The sequence below is a fragment of the Candidatus Auribacterota bacterium genome, assembly GCA_026392035.1.
GTDB lineage: Bacteria > Auribacterota > Tritonobacteria > UBA1439 > UBA1439 > JAPLCX01.
This window is the reverse complement of sequence record JAPLCX010000097.1, coordinates 18,919-44,162: the sequence shown is the minus strand read 5'-3', so window position 1 is coordinate 44,162 and position 25,244 is coordinate 18,919. Positions and strand designations below refer to the sequence as shown.

The 25,244-nt window shown below is 55.4% G+C and carries 18 protein-coding genes; 2 read left to right on the top strand and 16 right to left on the bottom strand.

Annotation, left to right across the window (positions count from 1 at the left end; genetic code table 11):
- Window positions 1–110: 110 nt before the first annotated feature.
- The 4 genes from NTX71_10500 to NTX71_10485 form a co-directional block, all read right to left on the bottom strand.
- Complete coding sequence (locus NTX71_10500) at window positions 111–1,712, bottom strand: hypothetical protein (protein MCX6340325.1); 1,602 nt, start codon at window positions 1,710–1,712, stop codon at window positions 111–113.
- 123 nt (window positions 1,713–1,835) lie between these two features.
- Window positions 1,836–2,954: a radical SAM protein gene (locus NTX71_10495; protein MCX6340324.1), complete on the bottom strand. Its 1,119-nt coding sequence runs from the start codon at window positions 2,952–2,954 to the stop codon at window positions 1,836–1,838.
- A 6-nt stretch (window positions 2,955–2,960) separates the two neighbouring features.
- Entirely contained in the window at window positions 2,961–4,385 is a 1,425-nt protein-coding gene (locus NTX71_10490) for a radical SAM protein (GenBank protein ID MCX6340323.1), read from the bottom strand.
- Complete coding sequence (locus tag NTX71_10485) at window positions 4,382–5,410, bottom strand: radical SAM protein (GenBank protein MCX6340322.1); 1,029 nt, start codon at window positions 5,408–5,410, stop codon at window positions 4,382–4,384. Before NTX71_10485 ends, NTX71_10490 begins: the two co-directional genes overlap by 4 nt.
- 190 nt (window positions 5,411–5,600) lie before the next feature.
- Between NTX71_10485 and NTX71_10480 the strand changes: the two genes are divergently transcribed.
- Window positions 5,601–7,013, top strand: a complete 1,413-nt coding sequence (locus tag NTX71_10480) for a radical SAM protein (GenBank protein ID MCX6340321.1) — start codon at window positions 5,601–5,603, stop codon at window positions 7,011–7,013.
- A 70-nt stretch (window positions 7,014–7,083) separates the two neighbouring features.
- Here NTX71_10480 and NTX71_10475 read toward each other — a convergent pair whose 3' ends face one another.
- The 6 genes from NTX71_10475 to NTX71_10450 form a co-directional block, all read right to left on the bottom strand.
- Window positions 7,084–8,541 carry a radical SAM protein gene (locus tag NTX71_10475; protein MCX6340320.1) on the bottom strand — a complete coding sequence of 486 codons (1,458 nt, stop codon included), beginning with the start codon at window positions 8,539–8,541 and terminating at the stop codon, window positions 7,084–7,086.
- A gap of 31 nt (window positions 8,542–8,572) precedes the next feature.
- A complete protein-coding gene (locus NTX71_10470) occupies window positions 8,573–9,289 on the bottom strand; it encodes a glycosyltransferase family 2 protein (GenBank protein MCX6340319.1) in 717 nt (238 codons plus the stop codon).
- Between the two features lie 69 nt (window positions 9,290–9,358).
- Window positions 9,359–10,138 carry a formyltransferase family protein gene (locus NTX71_10465; GenBank protein MCX6340318.1) on the bottom strand — a complete coding sequence of 260 codons (780 nt, stop codon included), beginning with the start codon at window positions 10,136–10,138 and terminating at the stop codon, window positions 9,359–9,361.
- Window positions 10,135–10,953, bottom strand: coding sequence for a polysaccharide deacetylase family protein (locus tag NTX71_10460; protein ID MCX6340317.1), 819 nt, complete (start codon window positions 10,951–10,953; stop codon window positions 10,135–10,137). Before NTX71_10460 ends, NTX71_10465 begins: the two co-directional genes overlap by 4 nt.
- Window positions 10,950–11,933, bottom strand: a complete 984-nt coding sequence (locus tag NTX71_10455) for a glycosyltransferase (protein ID MCX6340316.1) — start codon at window positions 11,931–11,933, stop codon at window positions 10,950–10,952. Before NTX71_10455 ends, NTX71_10460 begins: the two co-directional genes overlap by 4 nt.
- Window positions 11,934–11,997: 64 nt before the next feature.
- A complete protein-coding gene (locus NTX71_10450; protein MCX6340315.1) occupies window positions 11,998–13,416 on the bottom strand; it encodes a radical SAM protein in 1,419 nt (472 codons plus the stop codon).
- A gap of 521 nt (window positions 13,417–13,937) precedes the next feature.
- On the opposite strand from NTX71_10450, the gene NTX71_10445 reads away from it, so the two are divergent.
- A complete protein-coding gene (locus NTX71_10445; GenBank protein MCX6340314.1) occupies window positions 13,938–14,777 on the top strand; it encodes a polysaccharide deacetylase family protein in 840 nt (279 codons plus the stop codon).
- Window positions 14,778–14,790: 13 nt separating this feature from the next.
- Here the strand turns inward: NTX71_10445 and NTX71_10440 are convergent, their stop codons facing one another.
- The 6 genes from NTX71_10440 to NTX71_10415 form a co-directional block, all read right to left on the bottom strand.
- Window positions 14,791–17,121: a YfhO family protein gene (locus NTX71_10440; protein MCX6340313.1), complete on the bottom strand. Its 2,331-nt coding sequence runs from the start codon at window positions 17,119–17,121 to the stop codon at window positions 14,791–14,793.
- Between the two features lie 60 nt (window positions 17,122–17,181).
- Window positions 17,182–18,591, bottom strand: coding sequence for a radical SAM protein (locus NTX71_10435; GenBank protein MCX6340312.1), 1,410 nt, complete (start codon window positions 18,589–18,591; stop codon window positions 17,182–17,184).
- A 141-nt stretch (window positions 18,592–18,732) separates the two neighbouring features.
- Window positions 18,733–20,493, bottom strand: coding sequence for a hypothetical protein (locus NTX71_10430; protein MCX6340311.1), 1,761 nt, complete (start codon window positions 20,491–20,493; stop codon window positions 18,733–18,735).
- A gap of 94 nt (window positions 20,494–20,587) precedes the next feature.
- A complete protein-coding gene (locus NTX71_10425) occupies window positions 20,588–22,198 on the bottom strand; it encodes a glycosyltransferase family 39 protein (protein MCX6340310.1) in 1,611 nt (536 codons plus the stop codon).
- 8 nt (window positions 22,199–22,206) lie between these two features.
- A complete protein-coding gene (locus NTX71_10420) occupies window positions 22,207–23,724 on the bottom strand; it encodes a hypothetical protein (GenBank protein ID MCX6340309.1) in 1,518 nt (505 codons plus the stop codon).
- Window positions 23,725–23,739: 15 nt separating this feature from the next.
- Window positions 23,740–25,221, bottom strand: coding sequence for a radical SAM protein (locus tag NTX71_10415; GenBank protein MCX6340308.1), 1,482 nt, complete (start codon window positions 25,219–25,221; stop codon window positions 23,740–23,742).
- Window positions 25,222–25,244: the final 23 nt, after the last annotated feature.

Sequence of the window (25,244 nt, the reverse complement as noted above, 5' to 3'; positions counted from 1 at the left end):
TCGTTCACATGGCGCTGTTTCGCGCTTGCCCGATGCCGGTAAAACCTCTATAGCAATTCCGGGTGCAACTGAAGGGACAACCACGGCATGAATATCGTGCGCATCCACAGTTACGGCGTTACCCCCTGGACGTTGCCGCCTTCATTGCGCCTGATCATTTGGAGCTTTGAGCGCATACGCGCGTCTGCAGCGGAGTCGAATGTATAGAGAAAGAAGTTTTCATTCGTCACGAGCGCATGTTCAAAGCGGGCCACTTCGATCAAGCCATACTGCTGCCTCAAGGATTCTTTAAGAGGCCAATAGTTGAATATAAACAGAATATCGCTGCCGTATTTATCCCGGAGACCCGGCACTCTTGTCAGGGCGTCTTTCCTTAAACTTTCATCCCCCTCCTCTTCATCCATTTTCATTGCCATAGGAACTTCGAAGATTCTATCGTAGGGGAGGGCATATATATCCCTGCCGAGATACGCCGCGACCGATGTAGCGGGCAATATTTTACACGCCGCAAGCAGCCAATCCTCCCGGCCCGTTTCCCTGATATACCGGGCTGCTGCTCGACCGCATGAGAATGGGAGCCGCCAATCAGCATATACAGGGTCAATGTTGCAGAGGATCTGAATGATGAGAAGGACGTACAGCATGCGATCGGCGGAAGACCGGGCACGGTCGGTGAGCTTTCCGAAAAGAAGGAAACGAGACGGTCGGTCATCCTCCCTCCGGATCATCCAGATCGCGGCAATAAAAACAAAATAATGGTATCCGTACTGTCGGTGGTTACCTGGCGCGGGAATTAATGCGAAAAAGAGGGCTATTCCGATGGTCGAGAACAGCCAAAAAAAGAAGGCGGTACGTGTCCTCAGGAAAAGCAACAGTCCCCATAGCATTATAAATGAGACGATGATGATTTTCACAATGTCGGGATATTTATCGAACGGCAAGAGGTGGCTATACTGATTCGTGAGGGGAATAAAACCGTCGGCGACTGTCACAGCGCCTTTGATAAGATTCCGCAGATCAAGGACCCTGGGCAGATAAAGACGGAGAGCGCCATTCATGGTTCCGCCTAGGTAAAACCCCGGGAAGCACTGAACCTCAGCGATGATACATCCGAGGAAAAGAGCGTAAAATCCGACAACCGTTGTCAGGGCGCGAAGAGGGGGATCCCTGCGGGGTCCGATCTGCTCGAGTGCGAGTGCCAATCCCGCGGCGGCGGCGATGGTAAGGCCGCCGATATTGGCGTTGGCCAGGAGGGCAAGGATCACGCATAGGCAGACAAATCTGGAACGGCGGGCATGAAAAAGGCTGCAGAAGATGAACAGCAGTAGAATGCCGATCAAGTAGCACCGTACAAGCGTTCCGAATTCAAATAGCATCATACGACCGAATACAAACAAGACCTTCTGCCCTTTGGTGAACGGGGCATATCGGGCGAAGATATAGACGACCGCTCCTGCAATGAGCCAATGCAGCCACTGCATGGCGAACGGCGAATCGGTCACACGGCTTAGCGGATAGAGCATGAGGTACCAGAGGCGGGGCTGGTCTTCGACCGATGAGATACGGAACATCGCGGGGAGCGAGGGGCTACGCGTGTTGTACAGCCACGGGTTGAGTTCATCTGTATACATTTCGTGGCGAAGGAGGAGCATGGCCGCAATGACGAGGAATACAACGGTCAGCACAATTGCGAATCTCGCATGTGCACTCATGAAGGTCCTCCTAGAGTTGGAGAGAATGTAACCATTGTTCAGAATCGACGTCCCAAGCCCTGATCCCCATCATGGGGAGCCTGATACCCTTCACCCGCCGCCGCATGCCGGTGCGCGGGCGAATCACACGGCGGTTCGCGAAAAGCCGCGAGGGATGCGGAAGATGTTCATGCGATTGAGTATCAGGCTTAGCTCCCGATGGCACATATAGTTACAGAGCGCGCAGTTCCGCAGATCCTCCCGCGCCTTCCGGTAGTCGTTGGAGCGCCAGAACGCCGCCACGCTGCCGCCGCGAAGGTTCCCGATCATTCGCGCCATGCCGAAGAAATAATTGCACGCATACACGTCTTCGTACGTGTCGATAAAGATGTCGGAGTAGGGCGCGCAGCACCGCGCGGGCGGCGGCTTTCCGTCGAGAAGGGCCAGACAGGTGCGGATATACTCCTCCGAGTTGTCGATGAAGTTGGGATCTCTCTTCTTCTCCTCCCGCAGCAGCGTGTGGGCGCGGCGCAGCGTTTCCGTCTCCGCCCCGGAACCCCACGGCGCAAGGCCCGACAATTCCTGTGCCTCGAAAACAGAGAGCGTATCGGCCCGGAGGGCCCGTGCGGCGGCGATGATCCGCCCGGTCTCATCCGCATTCCCCGCGGTGAGCGTCGCGGCGAGCGCGCAGTGACAGCGCCTCCCGACGGCGGCGCGTGCGGCGCGAACGCTTTCGACGGCGCACTGCACCGCCTGGAATGCGCCGGGCACTCCGCGCTGGCGGTCATGGGTTTCGGCGACGCCTCCGTCGAGGGAGATCGAAATCAGGTCAGCCCCGGCGCGCACGAGGGCCTGGGCGGTTTCAAGGCTCAGGAGCATCCCGTTGGTGGAGATATGCGTCATGAGCCCCAGGGAGTGGGCATGGGCGGTGAGCTCCACAATATCCTTTCTCAACAGCGGTTCTCCGCCGTAGAAGGAGATCCCAGAAGTCCCCATCAGCGCGAGCTCCCCGATGATCTGGCGCGCCCGGACGGTCGACATCTCCGGGGTGTCCCTGCGGGCCCGGCCGGGGAAGTTGCACATGACGCACCGCTGGTTGCAGCGATAGGTGAGGACAAGGGTCGCCGAGACGGGGGCCGGCGGCGCTCCGCCCGCCGCCGCGGCCCGGGCGACGGCCATGGCGTTCCACCCCTGGCGCAGCAGCGCACCGGGGCCGGCGGATCGCAGGCGGTTCAGCAGTACTCGCAGATATTTCTTGCGCATGGGCTGTCAGGTGATCGAGAGCGCCGCCTTGGCGAGACTCTTAAACTCCTTCCATGACCGCACCTCGACGATCCTCCGTACAATATAGGAGGGGCGAAAGTAGAACGTTCGGAAGAATTTTTTCTGCCACGCATCGAGTTCTTCGGGGGGAAACAGGGAGAAATAGTTTCCCATTTCCGCGATGGCGGCGCTGTTGCCCCGCGTATATTCCGCCCAGTAATCGCGCCCGGTTTCCCGAACGACGCGGGTATAGAATTTGGACGGGGGGCAGGGGGTCAGCTTGTTGACCTGGATGAAATCACACGGCAGGCTCCCGGCGAAACTGATCGACCGCTCGAGCGCCGCGCGGTCCTCCAGGGGGTTGCCGATCATGAAGAAGGCAAGCGGGGCGATGCCGGCCTCACGAGCCCAGAAAAAGGCGTCCCGTATCCTCTCGAGGGGGATGGTGCGGCCGAGCTCGGCGAGGACCGCCGGGTCGGCCGATTCGACGCCTAAATGGATTTTGAAACAGCCCGCGCGCTTCATGGCCTTGAGCATGTCGAGGGTGACCAGATCTGCCCGGGTTCTGATGGACCAGATCACGTCCAGCTTCGAGCGCATAAGCGCCTCGCAGATGGCGTACAGGCGGTTCGCGTTGAGAGTGAACGTCTCGTCCTGGAACCAGATCTCCCGGATGCCGTGCCTCTCCCTGCACTCGGTCATTTCGGCAATCACGCTCTCCGCGCTGCGCATCTGGAAGGAGAGGGTCCCCACGTCGCAATAGGAGCACTTGAACGGGCAGCCGTAGCTCGAGATCATCACCGTGATGGGAAAGCGCTTGGACATCACGCAGTTATAGGCGTCATTGGGGAGGAGGTGCCGCGCCGGGAACGGAACGCTCTCCAGGGGGGTGCACCCCTCGCTGGGCGCGTTTTGCACGAGCTCATCGCCCGTCCTGTACAGGAGCCCCTGCACTCCCGAGAGATCGGTTTCCCCCTCCGCGAGCGAATGCAAAAGACGGGGCAGGCTCTTCCAGCCCTCGCCGACGATCCCGTAGTCGATGCACCGATGGGAAAGCGTCTCGTGCGGGTAGAGGGAGAGGTGCATCCCCCCCACGATCGCGGGCGCCGGGATGCGCTCCCTGATCGTCCTGATGTAAGCGAGAGAATTCAGGAAGGTCTCGGTGATCAGGTTATAGCAGACCGCGTGCGGGGCGAAGTCCCGCAGCGCCTCGACGATCCGGTCAACCGAGAGCTTCAACGCGAACGCCTCGACATACCGCACCTCGAAGCCCTCGCGCTCGAGCTGCGCCGCCAGGTAGGCGAGGCTGAGGTTGGGAAGGATCTGGGCGGTCTCGGAGTATGCCTTCCGCACCCGGGAGATGTGCATGAGCTCGGGGACAACCTGCGGGAGATTCACCAGGGCCACCCGGATGCCGTTGCGCGCGGTCATGAGTCCCCCGTTTCGGCGCGCCCCCGGGGGGCGACAAGAGTGCGAAACCAGTGCCATAGCGTTCCGATGTCGAGGGAAAACAGCAGATTCAGCTCGACATGACAGGCCTGCAGGCAGGCCTGGCAGGGGCTCGAGGCAAGATGCGCGAACGCCTTCCCGAAGCCGACGTCGAGGGCGTTGAGATACTCGTCCCGCCGTCCCCGCTCGAACGTCGAGCCGCACGGGTAGACGAACCCCTCTACGTCGATCTGGCAGAAGAGTCTCCCCGCCCAGCAGCGGAGTCCCGGACGAAGCCGGTGCGGAAGAAACACCTCCTGATGGTTCTTCCACTCCAAAAAGATGTAGCGGAGGCACGGCGCCGAGGTGGCGATGGGAAATCCCACCCTTCGGAGCCCCAGGAGCTTTCTCCCGATCGCCCGGTGCTCCTCCTCCGTGAGGAGGAGGTCCGCCAGGGGATGGGTGGTGCGAAAACCGGAGGACGAGGCGGCGGTGAGAGGATAGTGCAGGCACTGAAAATTGGCGACGAAGCCGTAGCGCCGGGCGGTCTCGAGGATGAACGGGACAGATTGAACGTTCCGCTTCGTCAGGGTAGTTGTCGTCAGGAACTTCACCTTTCGCTGACGGAGCAGGGCGAACGCATCCATGAGCGCCCGGAAGCTCCCCTTCCCCTTCAGTTCGTCGTGCACGCTCTCCTCTCCCTCGAAGCTCAAGAAGAGCATATCGATCTTTTCCAGGTCCGCGATCCTCTTCGGCACGAAATGCTCCCTGGTCGAGAGGGTGAGCAGAAAGTTGTGCCTTCGGGCGTGGTCGATGATCTCGCCGATATCGTCCCTGATGAGGGGATCGCCCCCGGTGAGATGGAGGCGCACGCAGCCGAGCTCCCGGAGCTCGTCCATGAGCCGCAGGAGGCCGGGCAGGGGTATGTCCCCCTTCCCCGATTTGAAGACCTCGCAGTAGGCGCAACCGGCGGGGCAGCGATTGGTAACGTCAATCCATACGGCAAGGGGGATATGCGCACCGAACATGCGTGCTCTGAATAAGCCTGTGCCCACGCGCGCAATTTGAGACAGATACATGCGACGAGTATATCAAAATGGTGAAACGTGTTCAAATCGCGATCCCCAGGCGCGATCTCCAGGCAGGAGCAGTTTCTTCTTGTCCGCCCCCGCTCCATCGTCTACAATGGGGCATCGTGAGACTCGGATCCCCCATCCAATGAATATCGTTCTCATCCACCCTTTATACCGGCATATCTACAGAAAAATCCGCGGTGTCCGCTATCTCGATCCTCCGCTCGGGTTGCTCTATATCGCCGCCGCGCTGCGGGACAACAATCATGCGGTCACGGTTATTGACGCCGAAGCAGAGAACGTTCATGACCATACCGCCATCGCCCGCGCAGTGTGGACTCGCAAACCGGACATGGTCGGCATCAGCTTTACCACTCCCATGCTCGGCTCGTCTGCGGATGCAATAACATCTATTAAAAAATTAATGCCGTCGGTTCCTGTCGTCATTGGGGGCCCGCACGTCACCGCCCTCCCTGCGGATACACTAAAGGCGACGGGGGCTGACATCGCGGTGGTGGGCGAAGGAGAGGAAACAGTCCAGGAATTAGCCTCCCTCCTTTCAGCCCGAAAGCCCCTGAACACGTGCGCAGGTATCTCCCTCAGATTGAATGGGAACATCGAACAAACTCCGCGCAGGGGTTTTATCAAGGACCTTGATGCGCTCCCATTCCCCGCAAGAGATCTATTGAAGATAACTCTCTATAAACATGCATCCTCTTTACGCCGACGGGTTCGTCCATACTATACGAATATCATTTCATCCCGGGGGTGCCCTTTCCACTGCATCTTCTGCGGGAGCTCGGCTGTGTTCGGTTCAACGATTCGTTATCGGTCACCGATTCGCGTGGTTGATGAGATCAATGATTGCATGGAGCGGCTCAACATAGGGATATTCGGCTTCGCTGACGACACACTCACTGTACGGAAGAGCCATGTGCTCGGAATTTGTGAAGAGATCCTCCTCAGGAGGATCGATCCGCTCTGGATGGCGCAGGCTCGGGTTGACACGGTGGATGAAGAAACAATAATCTCGATGAAGCGGGCCGGATGCAGGGCGATTCACTTCGGCTATGAGTCCGGAAGTCAGATGATACTCGACAACATAAACAAGGGGATAACCCTGGAGCAGTCGCTCACGGCCACACGCATTGCCAGACGGGCTGGACTCAAGATTCATGGCTATTTCATGATAGGGAACATAGGAGAAACAGCGTCAACCGTAGCGGAGACGATCGCATTCGCGAAAAAACTCAATCCGGACACGGCGCAATTCACCATCGCCCAACCGTTCCCGGGAACGAAGTTCAGCGAGATTGCAGCCAGAGAGGGGAGAGCGGCAACCTGCTTCGATGAGTATAAGTGCTATGAATCAGCAACCTATGTCCCTCCAGGAATGAGCCGCGAAGAACTCCTCTCCCTGCATCGCAAGGCATTCATGTCATTTTACTTCAGACCCCGCTTCTTTCTCAAGTACCTGAGTCAACTCCTCTCGCCCCGTAATTGGAGGTCAATTGCTGACGGCGTTACCTCGCTGTGGAATATATCCCGGAGAGGATAAGCCACCGTATCCGGCAACGGCAGCGGAAGATACCCCCTCTCACCGGATGCGCACGAGCTGGTTGCGAGCATCAGGCGCTCCCGATTTTGTCCCGCCATAGAAAGCGCAGATACAGGAGCCCTGAACGCAGTGTTCTGAGCCCCTCCGAGGGCCGCGTCACAAACTGCCAGATTTTGTAGAGGATATACGATGGGCGCAAATGGTAGTGAATATAGAACCTTTTACAGATTTCGACAATTTTCCCGGCAGGGAGTCCGGGGAGATCCAGCACGCACGCATAATCCCCCTTCACATCCAGCCAGTTGCGGAAGTTGGTGCTTTTCAAGTAGCCGGATCGACGTGCCCAGTCATACGCCTCAGTGCCCGGATAAACGAATAGGGGGTAAAACTGCATGCTGTCACACCGTGTGCGCAGTGCAAAATCGAAGCTTCTCCGGACGGTATCGGCATTTTCTCCGGGATTGCCGATCATGATGCAGCCGTGTATGAGTATCCCCGCCCGGCGCGCGTCCATGGCAAACTGGAGCATCCGCTCTACTGTCAATCCCTTGTGTATCGCATTGAGGACTCCCTGATCGGCGCTCTCAAACCCCACCGTGATGAGCCTGCACCCCGCCCTCCTCATCTTCCTGAGCAGCGGGTAGCTGATGTCGGCTCGCCCATTGCAATACCAGGGCAGACCAATCTGCCGCTCGATCAGGAGATCGCATATCCGCTCACTCCGCTCGGCAATGGCGGTGAAGGTGTCATCCTCGATTCCGATTTCCCGCACCTGCGGGAGGTTCTCCTTCACGTACTCAAACTCCGCAACAACGTTTTCCGGACTTCGCGGCCGGTAACGATGGCCGTGAAAGGTTTGCGGGTACACGCAGAAGAAGCACCGGTAGGGGCACCCGCGGCCGGTAATGATCATCACCATCGGATAACGGGCTGCGGCAAAATAATAGTTGCGTATGGTGAGATGTTTCTTGTACACCGATGTCACAAAGGGAAGTCTGTCCACATCTTCTATCAACGCCCTGGCGGCATTGTGCCGCACCAGATTGCCCGCGCGGTAGCTGATCCCTTTAATCGCGGAGAAATCTCCTCCCGCGTCAACTGCCTTCGCAAGTTCGACAAGGGTTTCATCATATTCCCCTCGCGCCACAACATCAATGGCGCCGTCCAGGCACAGCGTTTCTTCCGGAAGTGCCGATGGATGGGTACCAACGAGGGTGATTACATTGTGCGGATACTGTCGTTTAAGAAATGCTGCGCATTTCACATCCTCATAAATGCTCGGGGTGCTGGTATCCACGACGATGAGGTCTGGTGTAAAGCCCGTCAGCTTTACTAAAATCTGCTCTCGGGTCAACCCATCAGCGGGGGCATCCACCAAGCGGATGTTGAATCCTCTTTGCTCGAGAAGGCCTGCGGCGTAGGCGAGCCAGAACGGATAATATATCGTGCCGCTCTTTGTGACGGCAGGACTGCGCGATGCCCTTGAGAATTTACCGATGAACGGAGGATTCAATAGCAATATATTCATTGCTTTCTTGCCATGCGCACCGAGCTGAAGATCAGGACGAGTCTCTTCTCAAAAGCTCAATGGTGAGGCCCAGGATTACCCTCACCATGTAGTAGATAGATCCAAGGGCGGTGATGGACGATCTCCCCTCCTGGCGATGGCCCATCTTCACTCCGACCTCCTTGACGCGCAATCCTTTTTCGTGCAGCAGCACGATGGATTCGACCTCGGGATATTCATCAGGGGATGACTCGGCCAGAATTGCCACAGCGTTGCGATTCAGGGCTATAAAACCAGATGTAGCGTCCGTGATCCTCGACTCTATAATCCAGGAAACAAAACCCGCCAATATTTTTATGCCGATTCTTCTGGCTAATGGAGAACGATACTCCCCATATGAGAGATACCGGGATCCGATAACCATATCAGCCTCGCCGGCCAGCAATGGGGCAAGCAATGTACACATCTGCGACACTTCGTGCTGGCCGTCTGCATCAACGCGGATCACATACTCGTAGCGTTCCTTTTCGGCAAATAGGTATCCGGTTTGGACAGCCGCGCCGATCCCCAGATTATACGGGAGTTCCAACACGCGTGCGCCCACCGTACAAGCCGTACGCGAGGTCCGATCAAATGAGCCATCGTTGATAACAAGGACATTGCGGAATTCAGTCAAGGAAAGGATGCTGCGGATAACCGCGCCTATGGTTCTCTCCTCGTTATACGCGGGGATTATGATAAGAATCTTGTCTGCAGTGATGCTATTCATGGTTGTGATCCATACGGTCAGATAACTATTCCCCTATGCGGCATTCCTCGATGCTCTTCTGCGCTCCGCTCAGTAAAACCGTCTCCCCCTCTCTCTGAACTCTTTTACGGACGATCGAGTGGGGTAAGAATAATACGTCGCATACCGTGAATCATTTGGCTTTCGAGGCACGCTTCCCTTTTCCAATAAGCTAATTGCCTCACACAGGAGATCCAGTCCGAGGATAATCTCTTTGGAATAGAGACTATGCAACGTATCGTCCTTGCTTATGCTGATCTCTCTCTGCAGTATGATATCACCATCGTCAAACTTCTCATTCATAAAGTGCACGGTCACACCGGTTATTTCTTCCCCTTTCGCAAGCACCCAGAAAGTCGGATTGATGCCCCTGTAGCGGGGGAGCAGGCTGGCATGCAGATTGATGCATCCCAGCGTGGGCAGCGATAATAACTCCTTGCTGAATATTTGGTTTGCCGCTACGGAAACTAGCAGATTCGGGACGCATGCCCTAATACGCTCCATGGCATAAGCACCTTTCAAAGACTGAGGCGCAATGTATGGTATATGCATACGTATGCAATGTCGCCGGCTTGAATAAATTGCGGTGCCGAGTTGGATTGGCAGGGAGTCAAGGATTCTGTAATACGAGTACCTCAAGAGCTTGTATGCAAAGAGTCGTGCGCCCCACAGGATAAGGAATCTTCTCGCCATAAGAAAGCGATTTTCCTGAGGGGGGACCGCGCTGAGTCCGACCACCAACACTATATTCCCTTTCAGCTTTTCGAGAAACAGCCGTGTGAATAACGGAAGATAAAACGGCTCTTCTTGTGTGACCAGCACAATTCTCATATGCCCGCTGCCTTCACGTAATCGCGATACAGGTCCCCGAGGATCCCGAATGTGTACCCCTCACCCTCCAGCATCCGGATCAGATCTTCCAGATCATTCAACCCTCTCTCGCGATGCCGCATGAAACACCTAGAGTATACCAGTTTCCATTTTACGGGCAATGAACGGAAGATATCCGGTGGGAATAAATCATGCAGATGTAAATCTATGATAAGGATATCAGGCAGCCCGAAGATGCATTTGAGCGCGCGGAATGTGGGGAAGCCGGCGAGCTGGATATAACTCAGTGATACCGGGAATCTGATTCGAGAAATAACTGAAAAAGGGATTTCCAAGAGTGATGTCCCGGGATAGAAAAAAGGGGCCGTCGGCTTTGCGATATTGCAGAACCTACCCGGGAAAAACGAGGGGAAGAGGCTCGAGTCGAAATGGAAGCCCTGCGCGGCGAGGCACGCTATTTCCTCATCTGAGATCATTCCTCGCGCAGCCCTGTACCCCTTGGGAGAACGACCGAATATTCGACGATACGCCTCAATCCCTTTTGTGATTTCAGTAATTCCGTTTGTTCCTCTCTTGTGGCTGTACGAGTGCAATTCCACCTCAGCACCAGCCTCTACCAGGGTACGGATATCCGCCTCCCTTTCCTCCAGGACTATACCCGTGGCAAACACGGTAACGGTTATACCTCGGCTCCGTATCATGCCAAGAAACTTAGGAATCCCCCGAAATGCATCGTAATGATTGCCCTTCACCAGATCACAGTGATCGGGCTCAAAGTCGAGGGTGAGAAATGCATACTTTCCAGTGCGCATCATGTTTTCCGCATCCATTGCGCCATAGGTGTCGCTAACCCACTGATCGCCCCCGCCGCCCAGCCAACAGTCCGCATGCACAGGATCGCCGCCATCATCGGATAATGCTTTTTCCTGATAGGAAGTCTCGCCATATCGCGCGCATAAATCAGGAAGAGCGCCGCAAAGAGAACTAAGGAGATGGCGCCACACGTGCAATCAAGGAGTCCCATAAAAAGGAATAAGCATGCCAGACAGAAAAGGGGAACCTGCCAGATCATGGAGAATGTCGAGATATGGTCGCCCTTCAGTTTGTCTTTGTGCATGCGGTATACCATAAACGCACCCCTCGCGAAAGCCACCTGTTGCATAAAGAAGCCATTCCATGTCGTACGAGGATAGTGCAGCACGACGGCAGAGGGTTGGTAGAGTATTTTGCCAAGTTTGGTAAGCCGGTATCCGAAATCAGTTTCAATGGCCACCGGCAAATGTTGGTCAAATCCGATCTGGCGCGCTGCTTCCGTCCGAACACACAGGTTCATGGTGGGAGATCTCAGCAGGTATCTGGGAAAGCGCCTGTATCGCTCCTCAAACTCGATCCCGATAAGCGTGGCAAGGAGAGTAATCCCCTGCCCCGTCCCCACATAACCTGCCACCGCAACAACGCCCTCCTCCTCGGCAAATCCCTCGGCGAGTTCCCGGAGCCAGCCCTTATCCACGGTGCAATCAGCATCGGTGAGCGCAACAAGGGGCGTAGAGACCAGCTCCAGTGCCCTGTTCAGTGCGGTCGCGTAATTCCCCTTGATTCTTACAATGCGCGCCTTATCTTCAAATTGCTTCAGGATCTCATACGAGCCGTCACTAGAGTATCCTTCTATAATAAGTGTTTCTTTCAGTGGATAGTCAATCTCAAGGATGGACGATATGCACTTTGCTACAGTCCTTGCTTTGTTATATACTGATACTACTACCGTCACCGCAGGAAGATGATTGTTCTTATTCATGCTTATTCAGATTACCCGTGCCATACCTTATAGACTAGCGTCCCCGTCTTCTCTCTACAGACTGTCAGTAGCTCTTGCGAAATAATCCCCGCTCGTGGATAAGTCTGTACGAAAGCTCGATGAGCCGCCTCCGGAGCGGGCTTTTCAGGATCGGCCTGATGGCGACATATAATGGGTAGAGCAACGGATACTTGTTTTTAACATACAACGCAAAGGCATAATTCTCAAATTTGCGGTACCCCTGCGTGAGCTCTTTTGCCGAGATTGAGGGGAGTGCCAACATGCTCTCATCGGCCCCATAGCTGGGGTTGAATTCCTCTTTTATAACATATCCCTTTTCATAGCAATGCTCTGCCAGAGGAGTCCCGGGATATGGATGATACAGCGTTAAACCAATCCAATCCGGATCAAGTCTCCTGGCGAAGGCGATGCTCTCTTCTATTGTTGCAGCCGTCTCGCCCGGGATCCCTATCATATTAAAAGAAAGCCTGTCAATCCCGGATTCTTTCAATAATCTGAACGCATTGAGTATCTGCTCATTGGAGGTCATCCTGTTTAAGATGCGCTGTCGCATATCCTCATTCCCCGTCTCCACCCCCAGGCTCACACTGAGACAACCGGCATCCTTCAGGAGTGACACTGTTTCGTTGTCAATCTGTTCCGGGCGTGCCAGGCATTGAAAGCCGAGCGCAATCTCCCTGCGGTATCGCTCAGAGAATTCTCTCAGCCATTGGCGATCCAGAACGAATACCTCATCCTGGAAGGCTACTATCTTGATATGATATTGCCCCTTCAGCATTCTCAATTCTTCAATAACGTTGCCAACCGAGCGTTTTCTTACATAATGGCTGTTTTTTCCGTAAAGCTCCCCATACGCCCTATTGCTGCAATAACTGCATGAGTACGGACATCCGCGCCCCGCGAGCACCGCCATTTTGTAACCATTTTTTCTTAGAATGGCCTCAATGCCGAAAAATTTCCTGTCAGGGAACGGCAGTTCGTCGAGGTTCTCCACGAGCGGGCCGATCTCATTCCGGATTATTTCTCCCTCTCTCGTTTTGGCCCATATGCTCTTGATTCTGGATGTATCTTCATCTGCCGCCATGGCTTCCGCCACTCGCAGCATGGGCATTTCTCCCTCGCCCCTCGATAGCATATCAACATTCGGCTCCGCAATAACCTCTTCGCTTGCCATCGTCGCATGGACACCACCTATGATTGTTGGGATATGCCGATTTCCTTTCAACAGATCGAGGTATCTCTGCACATAGGGGTACTGATGCGTGGTGCAGGAAAAGGCAACCATGTCCGGCCTGTGAAAGTCCACTTCCCGGAGGAATTTCCTTGGAGAAAAACGCATCGGTCGGAAGAGGAGCGACTGATGCCCTCGCGCCCTGAGCACCGCCGCGATCGTGCAGAGACCGAGGTGCGGCTCAAGATAGCTCCGCGTGCCGATCTCGGGATAGACAAAGAGGATCTTCATGGCGATAAATACGATGAGGCAGTCTCACCGCAATTGAGGTTTGCGCGGGGAGAGATTATGAAACACCTCAGCCACGCGAGTCCACGCATAGAGGATACTACCAAAATAAATACCGCCCCTCAACGGATTAATAGATCCCATCGCCGGTCGAGCGACGCACTGCACGTAAAAACATCAACGATCCATGCAAGCTCGAAATGGCGGATAATGTAGGGGTCGGATTCATCAGACCCGCGTTACGGGCTTGATAAATCTAGCCCCTACAGGGAGAAATACTTCTGATTACATTCCACCCATCAGGTGAACGTTTCGATCTGTTATCCGCCATTTCGGGGCAAGGAAGGTGCTTATTTTTCAGACTGTATTGTGGTAGAGTAAGCTGCGCTCAAGTGAGATCAATCCCGGCATCGCGTGCTTCCTGTGCGCCGGGAGTACACGCCAATCGAGCACCATACGATGTGTAACGAAAGTTGAATGGGGAGTCTCATTGGTGCTCATCCAACCTGTTGAGCGATACGCACATGGACAGAATCGCGTGTTTCAGCCTTGATCTCGAAGCGGACTACGCCGGCATGACGGGGTGTGATTACTATGAAAGCCTCCAATGCACGGAGGCATTTGAACAGATGGTCTCGGCATACGGAATAAAACTCACCACTTTCGTTACCGGATCGATTCTCGATGGAAACTTCCCCATCATTAAAAGGCTGCAGTCGCTCGGCTCCCGCTTTGAGACGCACAGTTACAGCCATCCGCTGCGCGAACCACCCGAGCGTAAAATCGAGGACATCCGGAAGGGTATAGACGCATACAAGCGTTACTTCGGCGAGTCTCCCCGGGGGTATCGGGCCCCCCAGGGTATAGTATCCCCCGCGGAAATCGGCTTCCTCGCAACACAGGGGTTGATTTACAGCTCCTCGATATTCCCTTCCTATCTTCCCGGCAGGTACAACAATTTGCATTTTCCGACTCATCCGTTCATCTACGGGGAGACGGGCCTGCTGGAGATCCCCCTTTCGGTAATGCCATTCGTGCGCCTGCCCGTCACCGCCAGCCACGTCAATCTTCTCGGTTCGGTATGTTACAAAACGCTTATGGCGGTCCTGGGCTGCCCTCGATTCTTAAACATCTGCATGCACCTCTACGATTTTAGCAATGTGCCGTCGTATCATATGCTCCCGCTCAAGGAAAAGATCGGATACCTCAGGGGAAGACTAGTGCGTGACAAGACCAAAGCCTTCGAGAAGCTTGTGAGGTTTCTCAAATCCAGAGGATACCGATTCACTTATCTGCGGGATATCGCCGTTGAAATAGCAAAAAATGGGAATGCACCACGCTGGTCACAGGGGAGAAGATACTGATCTTCCTATTCATTCAGACGATCCGTGAATTATTGCCCCTTTTCAAGCCAAGCACAACGGCTGCAACAAGCAAACCCATAAGCGTACCCCCGCTGATCGCGGCACCCACCGCAAATGAGCGCGGTTTATAGATGAATTTTATGGTGTGTTCACCCGGCGGAACGCAGACCCCCCGCAGAATCGCGTTGGCCCTGTATATCGGCACAACGCTCCCATCAACATATGCCTGCCATCCAGGAAAAAATCGCTCGGATAGGACCAGGAGGCATTTGCCGGAAGATTTACATCGTATCTCTATCCTCTGTGGTTCATAGGAAACCACTCGTGCCTCCCCCTCAGAGGTACTATCGCATGGCTTCGCCCCTTCAATGAGGACCTCACGCGAAAGGTCGATTTTTACATCGGGCGACCATAGAATACGCACCGCCTCGTCCAAATTTCCCACGGGGCGCGTTCTCCCGACACACCAGGCGCGGGGAAAGGGGGAGGCATTTTCAAAGAGGGCTATAGTGCCGGCGGGCGCTACTTCACGGTAAAGGCCTCTCCCGTTTTCCGCCCTGATGGATTCGAGAAATTTCTTTTCCTCTCGCCTGGCGATGATGTATTTCACGCCGAGCATGGAGAGGATACGGTTGTTGAAAAACAGGGCTTCCGGTGTGGTGCCCACAATATCGGTTCGCAACAACCGCGCATAATCCCTCGAGAGCATCATGCCATAGCCGTTGATGCTTCGATAGGGGCCAAATCTATCAATAACCGGGTAGCAATCAGTCATGTCATCCTCGGACCTCATCATGCTGCATATCCGGAATCCGTTTGCATCGGTCTCTCTATTCCTGATGTAGTCCAGCAGCGGTGCAAAGTGCTTGCGCGACTCTGCAAACGTGGCGGATCCGCTCTTTCCATATCGCCAGTAGAAGCTCCCACACGACAGGAGGTCTATGAAGAGAATTGCGAATAGAGCCGTGAACACAACGTTTCTCTTTACCCGGAACACAATAAGGAGCATTACACACAGGGACGTCAGCATGAGGATTATTGGAATAAATACGGCGTTACTTTTCATCGTGATTATTTTCAGCATTTTATCGGCGTTCAGCGGAACCTGACCTGAAATAGCATCGAGCAGCGCTGCGCCATGCCGTTCCCAGTATGCCAACAGGCATATCGAGATCACCACGATTCCCAAAAGCATACCCGCAACCAACATCACTATTCTTCGCTGCGATCTCTCCCTCTTCATTACCTGCCAGAGGCCGAATCCGGCAAGGATTGCAATCGCAAAATCGAATTCATACCAGTTTCTCGCGGGAGCCCGGAATATATTATAAAAAGGGAAATACCATGTGATCCGGTACAATGGATTATGCTTGCCGAGGACCAAGAACAACGCTATCGCCGCGACGATCCCCCAGAATCTCACTTGGGCCTCTTTGCGCACGAGAATAATAACGGCGCATAGCGCGAAGCAAAGCGGAAGAATGCCGGTGTACCCCGACATCTCCACAAGGTTCCACGGCCCCTGGTACCAGCCCTCGTACAGAGAGGGGAAATCCGCACCAAACAGGAAGGGATATATCAAGGTAGGAAGCAGCAGTGGGTGAAATGAATATTTAATAAACTCTTGGTAGTCCACCCCCCGCTTGATGGAAAGCGACGAGACTTCCTGTAGAGGAAGCAGTTGCACCGCGGCAAGAGAAACCCCCAGTCCGATAGTCGCTGCAAATACCAATGGAGGCATCCATCGTTTTCGCCCGCTATATCTTTTGAAGCTGAGGTACGAGACGTACGCCAGACAGATAAAAATGGTGTAGAGGACCGGCTGCGTATGGCCGCCAAAAATCTGGATACAGAGGACAAGGCTCGCCAGAAAGGCATATTTGAAACAGGGGCGCTCCACAATCTTGTGCGCCAGAAGAAGCATGAGCGGCAGCCAAATGGAGGGGTTCATAATGTCAGGAAACGGCCGATGAGCAGTGAGGTAGCCACAAAACATAAAGGATATCGCGGAGAGAAGCGCGGCCTCCATGGACAATCCTATTGTCATGCAGAAGAAAAACGTGAATATGCCTGCGGCGGAGTAGTGCAGCAAGAGTATGAGGTTGGACGCGACCTGAAGAGAAAGGATCATGTACAGAAAGTTGGGGGGATAGAATGTTGCCGGCTGGAGGCACGCCATGTGCGGATGGCCTGAGTACAAATACGGATTCCACAGCGGCATCTCCCCCCGGGCGAGAAGTTCCTGTGAATATATCCGTTCGGCCAGCTTGCCCGGTTCTGCCGGCTCAAGCAACTCGGTAAAGGGAAAGCCCCAGCCGTAGTAAATGAGCGGGAGAATAAACAAAATGCAAACTATCAAAAAAATGTGTAACGCATGCCTATTCATACAAGCGATGCATCCATTTTACAGAAGGCTGCGGGCAATCCTGAGATGCTGACAGAACCGCGAGGGATTCTTAATCTCCTTGAGCATACTAAAGAGATACCCCGGCCTGAAATAAAATCTCCTGTTGGCCATGTTGAGATATTCCTCAACAATTTTCGCTGGAAGCTGCTTCTGATCCAACGCGGGGTGAGAATCAAGGTCCCGTCCTGCGAGAAAATCTACCCAGTAGTTCTTTTCGATGTAGCCGTTCGCGACAGCCCAATCGAACGCCTCGGTACAGGGGTACGGGACAAATTTACTGAACAAAGCAAAGCGGGGCTCAATCGTAATGGCAAGGTTGACGGTCTTCTCCATTGTCGCTTCGGTCTCGCCGGGGGCGCCGAGGATGAAATAGCCGAACATCTCGATCCCGATCTTGTGACATAGGCGCGCGCACTCGAGGGACTGTTCCACAGTGATACCCTTTTTCATATTCTTCAGTATCTGGTTGTCCCCCGCCTCGAAGCCGAACCTGATCCTGTAACATCCTGCGCTTTTGAGAGCCTTTAAAATCTCTTCATCAACGGTATCCACACGCGTCCGTATTTCCCACAGCATATCGAGGCCTGCATCCTCGATGGCTCTACAGAAATCATAAGCCCAAGATTTATCGAGAATAAAATTATCATCAAAAAACATTACCTCCCGTACCGCATAGTCGTTCCGGAGCTTTTTCATCTCGGCGACAACATTGTCTGGCGAGCGCGCCCGCAGCACGCGGCCGAGCCTGGCATTCCGGTTGCAGAATGTGCACTGGAACGGGCAGCCCCGCGTGGCGATCATCGTGGCGAATCTCCGCGCCCGGGTAAATACATCAAAATAGCGGCCCATGGGAACGAAATGTCGACCGGGGAACGGTATGGAGTCCAGGTCAATGATAAACTCACGGGGCGTGGTTTTGACGACTCTCTCCCCCTCTTTGAAAGCAATACCCGCGACACCGTGAAGGGACCTTCCGTCCTTCAGGGCATCGAGGAGTTCCTTTACAGTCTCCTCTCCCTCCCCCATGACAGCAATGTCAAATTCGCCTGACCGGAGCGATTCTTCAGGGAATGACGTGGCGTTGGGGCCGCCGATAATCGTCTTCACCTTCGGACAGATGGATCTGACAAAGGCTGCCAGCTGTGCCGCGCCGCGGTAGTTCCATGTGAATGCATAAAAGCCAACCACATCCGGATGCAGCGATTCACACACATTCCTTATACGCTGCATGTGTTTTTCCTCGGCATCGCAATCTATCACAATCACCTCGTGCCCCATCTGCTCTACTATCGCAGCAATATACAAGGGCCCCAGCGGGGGGTAAATTCCCCGCATGCGCTCAAATTTCTTAAAATCGCGCATTACCTCATCTACAAGGATGGGTGGATTTATGAGCACTATATTCATTGTATTCCGTCGCAGGGCTGGGTTATAGATATCTCGCGGCATTTGAGCTACAAAACCGGCGCATTGGTGTGATTAGTATATCTCGCGGGTGTCCTCTGAGCAAGATAGACTTTCATCCCGAGAAGAGGGTGCCGCCGCTCCTCACCCTCTTCCCCTGCCGGTGCGGTCGACCCCGTAGAGCCGGAGACCGCCCCATGCGCCCATCTGTCTGATGCCTAGGCTCTCCAAGAATGCCTCATCCAGCGAATTCGGGAAGAGGGTATGCGGTGTGCCCGGGCATACGATAAAGTGGGTATCGGTGAGGATTACTGCGGCGCCGTAGCGCCGCGCCATCGCCACCAGTCTTCGGAGCTTTTCCCGCGGTTTCGCGATCCGAGTAATCGACTGGAATTCTTCCCGTTTCCCATACCAGGCACGCGCCGCGTCCCTGTTCACCGGTACGAGGAACCCGCCGTCAGTGGCGGAGTATATGACCGGTTTCAGGAGGTGAAACCTGCAAATCCACGCCATCGTGGGGTCGGTGACCATTACCGTGCTCCCCAGCGGCACCCGATTCTCGAAGGTATCCCGCACTGTATCCCAGAGGACACGCTCGGGACATCGCCCGTGCCATTGTACGCGGTACAGTTCCTCGCTGTACCTGCTGGGCGACCACCGGGTGTTGATCTCGGGGGGAAAAGAGAAGAGCCAGGCCGTGACAAAGAGGGCTCCTATCGCGCAGATGAGGCCACGCCGTAGATGATTCCTGAATCCCCCCCCCGCGAACACCGATGAGAGCTCCGCGAGCGGCCAGAGCGTGAAGAGGTACAGCCATGGGAAGACAAAGCGCAACGACCGCCAGAACCAGGTCACATGCGGAATGATGTGGCGCGAATAAAGTACGTACATATAGAGTTCCGACAGCGCTACAAAGATGATTACCCCGCCGATCCAGGTCAAAACCGTAAGACAACCCTCTGGCACCCGACGCCTCAGGCGATAGAGGAGCAGCCATGAGCCGACGGCGAGCACGAGCGAGAAGTAGCACTCCAACGGCAGGAGGCGGACAAAGAGGTCAAACGGCGCGCGGAGGGACATATTCGCGACATTGTGAGCCGCCACGCACAACGCATAATAGGAATCGAACTCTTCAGGCGGCACCGCGCAGTAGCGATGCCCCACAAAATAGAAGGATGCTCCGATCATGAATGCCGCGCCGAGCGCCGGCATATACGCCATCCGCCTGAGGAGCGGCCAAGACGTGGGCATGCACAACCAGAGCGCGAGCCACAGCCCGAACCCCACGGGGGGGCCGCTCACGGGGTGTATGAATACGGAGAATCCCGCCATCACCATAAGCAGAGGCCATCGCGCGGGCTTCGTCCTCCACCGCCAGGCGCACAGGAGCAGATACGGCAGCAAAGCCTGGAAAAGGCTCCTCGGGAGGGGTGAGAACCATATCCCCCAGTACTCGCCGCCGAATTCATACGTGCTCGCGCACGCCGCGGTGAGGAGAAGGGCCCAGTACCGGCTGCGGAAAAGCGCGATGCCGAGCAAATAAAACCCGAGCAGCTGTAGAAACACCACGGGTCCCTGGAGCATGGCATGAGCGGTGCCGTAGTCGGCGGTAATGCGCCGCAGATATCTCAGCAGGTGGATGTGGAGGACGTTGTAGATAGTCCGATTGCCGGGGTCGCCGAGCAGCTCATCCCCGGCGAAGGATCCCGGGTTGTCGGCGGCCGCGGCGAAGGCGCACTGGCCGGCCTCGTCTCCGCCCTCGCGGAGATACACGTAGCGACCTCCCCAACAGGCCGCGGCAGCCACTATCGCTATGGCGAGGAAAACCGCAGCCGCGCACAAGTCGACGAAGAGGCGGTGTTTCTCCTCACGCCCGGCGGAAATATTCGTAATCACCCGCTCCACGGCGCTCCCCCTCCTGTTGACTTATTGGAAAATGTTACGTATAAGGAGCAGCACCGCGCCAGCGGCTGAAACGGTGGTTTTCCTCATTGAACGATCAGCGCTCCGTCATCCTGTATACCACACCCTCGTGGCACTCGTACACCTTGACGAAAAAGCCTTTTACCTTCTCGCCCGCCAACGGACGAGAGAGATCGGAGATGAATCTACCCCAGACATCCTCCGGCAGTCCGTTCTCCACTCCACTCCATTCCTCCCTCGGCAAACCGTCTATCGCTCTGAACAGAAGCAGGTACTCGGCACCGATCTCCTTCATTTTCTCGGGGAGGACTCGTTCCAGATCGTTAGGGACCTTTTCGAAGGCGAGCCACGGGTGCCTCAACGGCAAACCTACTGTGTGGATGCCGCTGAAAAAAGCCAACATACAGGGGGTGTTGGTGACGACGAGAGAACCCTTCCTGTTGTGTGCTACAACCCACTGACATGCTCCGCTCTCGAAGCCGTAGTCGCCGCTCGGCGCATGGTGCGGCAGCAATCTCCAGCTCCTCTCTGTTTCGCCGATAATGATCAGTATCAGGCTCAATGCAATACCGGCACTCGCCAGCCGCCGCATTCCCCTTTGCGTGAGGCAGTTCCATCCACGCGCGATTACGACAATCGCGGTGATCCATAGCAAAGGCGTCAACGGTGCGACGTAGCGAATCTCGTAGTTTGGCTGAGTATCAGCCAGCGCATGCGCCAGCGCGGCGGTATAGCAGACAATGGTGATGAGCACCAGATCAAGACCGCGCGCAAAGAGCCGCGCAATCCTTAATGCGCCCCCCGGCGGCCAGAGCAGTGCCGCTCCCGGAATTATCAGCAGGAGAAACGCCAGCGTGACCCGTACCCCAGGAATTGAGATATCGAACTGCTCTCTATTCATTTCTATGATACCGCGGAGAGTCTCACTCCAACTTCTCTCCGTGTGGGGAAACCATACACCGCGAATACTGCCCATGAGGACGCAGTTCCTCGTCAACAAAACTGTGATAACTAAGAGAGGCAGTGGAACAGTCAGGAGGATTGTGCGAACCGCCGCCCGCCGCCCGGTACGTCGCCAGGAAAAGAGGGATTCCCAGAAAAAAATGGGCAGCAGGGCGCATCCTATAAATCGAGTCGCATATGCACATGCGGCCGCGATACCGCTCCCCACAAAAGAACGCCATCCTCGATTCTCCTCTCGTGCTGCCTGGAGCATCCCGACGGTCATCATGGCAAACGCAATATACACTGCCTCCGACCAGAATTGACCGACCGGATCAAGCAAAGGATAACTCACAGCGATGACAATTCCCGCAGCCACCCCGGCAATGTTCCCGGCAATGCGACGGGCGATCAGGAAGGAGAAAAGAGAGGTTGCTAGATGCGCGCACAGGTTCAGGATCTGGCCGGGCCACACACGCCCCGGCCTCACACCGCCCATCACTGCATAAAGGATCGAGAGGAATGGACCCTGCTCGGTATAGAGAACGGTACCGAGGGAATCCGGACGCAGGGAGAAGGGTATCAAGGGACTCCGCAATCCCCGCCCCGCAAGTATCTGATCCGCGACGAGCGCAAAGCGCATGCCGTCGTTGTCCAGCCGGATATACCGCACGGCATGGAGCGCCTCGACGAAGGCGAGCGCCGCAACCAGCCCGGCGGCGATAAGCATTCTGGATGGTTTCATATGCTTCCTTACCGTATATATTCTAACTCGCGGAACAACCAACAGGCCCTCAGCGGGAAGCTCGACTTCATCTTATTCAGCATGTCTTTATCATGCCTGTTGCGCCATGCCTTCCGCACCATGTCATACGATACCTTCGCATCCAACGGCCCCCATGTCTCGAGTTCACCTGGTTGCATGAATTCTTGATAGAAGACAACCCGGCTATGTTCCTGAATCCATGATTCATTTATGAACACAAAGTTGTACAGGGATGCCGCGACGATGAGCGAGAACAGCACCTTGCTGAGCATACCGGAGGCGCCTTCGGTAGACGACGAGAGGACTATGGCCAGTGGGATTGTCAGAAATACCGATGCGAGGGCACCGTAGTAGTAACTTGAATTGATGACCGTCTTGTGACCCTGCTTGGTGAGCAGCATAGTCTCAAAAACGACGAACAGAAACCAGGCCAGGAAATAGCGCCCGCATACCTTCCTCTGACAACGCGGAAGGCGCAGGGCGAGCCATGCCAGGCATCCCGCGAAGATGACGGCGTAGACCCATGACGCAACCTGATACGCGCCGGCGGGAGCAGACTGTGCAGTGGGGATGTCGTGACCGAACAGGTTCATGGAGAAGATGATCTGACACGACGTCAATTTCCAGGCATTGTATATCAAATTCTCCGCATGAAATGAGTCTTTCCTACCCGTGGTGAATTTCAGGAACTCAAACCCCCCATAGCCCAGCGCAGTCGTGATGCGCGGCATCAGATATAACACGAATATGGAATAAGCCGCGCCCGTAGAGATATACCACATCACTCTCGCCGGCCTCCCGTCACCCCGGGTGAATATGCCGGGAAACAAGACGGGGATGATGATATAGAGGAACCATGCCGTTTCATCGATGCAGAACGAAAGAAACATCATGCAGAGCAGAAACAGGTATACGGAATACGCCCTCATCGAAAGGGAGCCCCGTGCTTCAATCGCAGCAGATACCCGCAATGCGCAATAGAGACAGAGTATGCTGAAGAAGGTTGCAAGAGGTTTTGCAGGTTGAAACAACAGGGCGATCCCCGAGAGGCACCCGGGTGAGGCGAAATAGAGCGTGACTCCTATCCATCCCGCGAGGGGGGTTCGGACCAGGCGACTGAGAAATGCGAACAGCAGAACGGGAGAGAGGATCAAGGTGAATATCCACGTGAGCGAGAGGGATGGGTGCGGGATGACGTAGTGAAAAAGCCAGATACGGAACTTTTCATTGATAATCTGGAAGGAATAGGATACGAATCTCGGGCGGGGAGCGCCATCAAATTGCATGTAGTCAAAGCCCCGTATGAAATCCCTGATCGAGAACGCCGTCCCGTACCGTAATGCGTTCGGGACGTATCCTAATGGGAGTTCCGGGTGCGCCCACGTGGCGTTATAGTCGGTCGCAAGAAGGAGCATATATGCCATGACGGCGAAGAAGGCGACCGGATAGACGAGCACTCCTACCACACGCAATCTCCTCAGGGACATCAACCCGCGTACTGTCATATCTTCCCCTCGTGGTTAGGCGGCGCGCTGTGCGATGCGTCCCATGCCTTGTCTTCCTTCTCGTGCCGGAAGATCTCCTGACGAAGACTCCCAAGAAAGATACGGAGAGAGGTCAGCATCCCCGTCTCGGGCATGTAGATATTCCGGCGGAGGACGCACATTTTGATCAGATAATAGAGAAATGTGACGCACCGGTTGTGCCGCATGAAGATCAGGCGCGTAACGATTAGATTTCTCAGGCGGGGGAAGACGACCGCCACAGCGCCGAGCACGGACAGGTTCATCTGTGCGTGTTTCTCCCTCTTTGTGAAGCAGGAGAGGGGGGACCGGTACATGTACGCGGTGTGCATCCGGGCGTAGTCGGGGGGAGTACATCCCCATGCTGATCACGCGGTCGCCGAGTTTCGTCCCTGGGTAGGGGAAGAAGATGGGGAACTCCGCCCAGGTCGCCTTCGCTTTGATCGAGAGGTCTACCGACTCGACATCCTTTTCAATGGTGGACTCCGGAAGGCCGACGATGCAGTTCGTGAAAGTGTAGATACCGTACTTCTCGCAGAGGCGATAGGCATCGAGAATCTGCCCATCCGTCATGTTGCGCCCGAGGACATTGTTCCGGATATCTGGATTTCCCGCTTCGATGGACATGCTGATGGTACGGCAGCCGGCGTGTTTCAGGAGTTTTGCCATCTCCTCCGTCAGGAGATCGGCACGCGTGAGGATGAAGAACGGGATCCCCAGCCTGTCGCGGTACTCTCTCGAGAATTCATCGAGCCACGCGTCCGCCTTGTAGCAGAAAATATCGTCGTAGAACTTGACGCAGGAGAGGGGCCACCGGGACCGAACTGCAAGGATATCCTCGATGACGTAGCCGACGGAGTGCCGCCGAAGATAGTTCCCCTTCCCCCGATAAAGAGCGCGCCAGCTCGCATTAAAGCAGTAAGTACAGCGGTAGGGGCAGCCGCGGCCCGCCATGAAGCTCTTGAGGGGATACCGCCCCATCGGTGTCGCGTCGTAGAACAGCGGGTAGTCGGGAAGGGGGAGGGAATCGAGGTCCGCCACGAGATCCCGGACGGAGGACGGTTCCGTTTCTCCTTTCGACACGACATTGGGGATGCCCGCGATCGCTTTCCCTGCCGAGATGGCGTTGAGGAGGTCCCGGAATGCCCCCTCCCCTTCCCCGACGCACACCGCGTCCAGAGTGGATTCCATCACGGAGCGGGGGAAGAAGGTGGGATGGGGGCCTCCCATGATGGTGAACAGCTCCGGGAAACGTTCCTTGATCCTCACGTTCAACCGGAGGTAGTGCTTCGATTCGCCCGTGGAGGAACTGTAGGCGACAATGTCCGGGTTGAGCGCCTCGGTCCGCGCGAGCGGGTCCTCCTTCCGCATATCGCAGAGGAACGTCTCGTGCCCCGCTTTGCGCGCGATGGCGGAGATGACCATCGGCCCCAGCGGGGCGATGAAGCTCTCTATCTTGTAAATAAAAAGGATCTTCACTGGTGGCACTTTCCGCTGCAGGG

Coding starts and splice junctions, on each gene's coding strand:
- NTX71_10500 (MCX6340325.1), bottom strand. CDS start 1,712: ATGAGTGCACATGCGAGATTCGCAATTGTGCTGACCGTTGTATTCCTC.
- NTX71_10495 (MCX6340324.1), bottom strand. CDS start 2,954: ATGCGCAAGAAATATCTGCGAGTACTGCTGAACCGCCTGCGATCCGCC.
- NTX71_10490 (MCX6340323.1), bottom strand. CDS start 4,385: ATGACCGCGCGCAACGGCATCCGGGTGGCCCTGGTGAATCTCCCGCAG.
- NTX71_10485 (MCX6340322.1), bottom strand. CDS start 5,410: ATGTTCGGTGCGCATATCCCCCTTGCCGTATGGATTGACGTTACCAAT.
- NTX71_10480 (MCX6340321.1), top strand. CDS start 5,601: ATGAATATCGTTCTCATCCACCCTTTATACCGGCATATCTACAGAAAA.
- NTX71_10475 (MCX6340320.1), bottom strand. CDS start 8,541: ATGAATATATTGCTATTGAATCCTCCGTTCATCGGTAAATTCTCAAGG.
- NTX71_10470 (MCX6340319.1), bottom strand. CDS start 9,289: ATGAATAGCATCACTGCAGACAAGATTCTTATCATAATCCCCGCGTAT.
- NTX71_10465 (MCX6340318.1), bottom strand. CDS start 10,138: ATGAGAATTGTGCTGGTCACACAAGAAGAGCCGTTTTATCTTCCGTTA.
- NTX71_10460 (MCX6340317.1), bottom strand. CDS start 10,953: ATGATGCGCACTGGAAAGTATGCATTTCTCACCCTCGACTTTGAGCCC.
- NTX71_10455 (MCX6340316.1), bottom strand. CDS start 11,933: ATGAATAAGAACAATCATCTTCCTGCGGTGACGGTAGTAGTATCAGTA.
- NTX71_10450 (MCX6340315.1), bottom strand. CDS start 13,416: ATGAAGATCCTCTTTGTCTATCCCGAGATCGGCACGCGGAGCTATCTT.
- NTX71_10445 (MCX6340314.1), top strand. CDS start 13,938: ATGGACAGAATCGCGTGTTTCAGCCTTGATCTCGAAGCGGACTACGCC.
- NTX71_10435 (MCX6340312.1), bottom strand. CDS start 18,591: ATGAATATAGTGCTCATAAATCCACCCATCCTTGTAGATGAGGTAATG.
- NTX71_10425 (MCX6340310.1), bottom strand. CDS start 22,198: ATGAAACCATCCAGAATGCTTATCGCCGCCGGGCTGGTTGCGGCGCTC.
- NTX71_10420 (MCX6340309.1), bottom strand. CDS start 23,724: ATGACAGTACGCGGGTTGATGTCCCTGAGGAGATTGCGTGTGGTAGGA.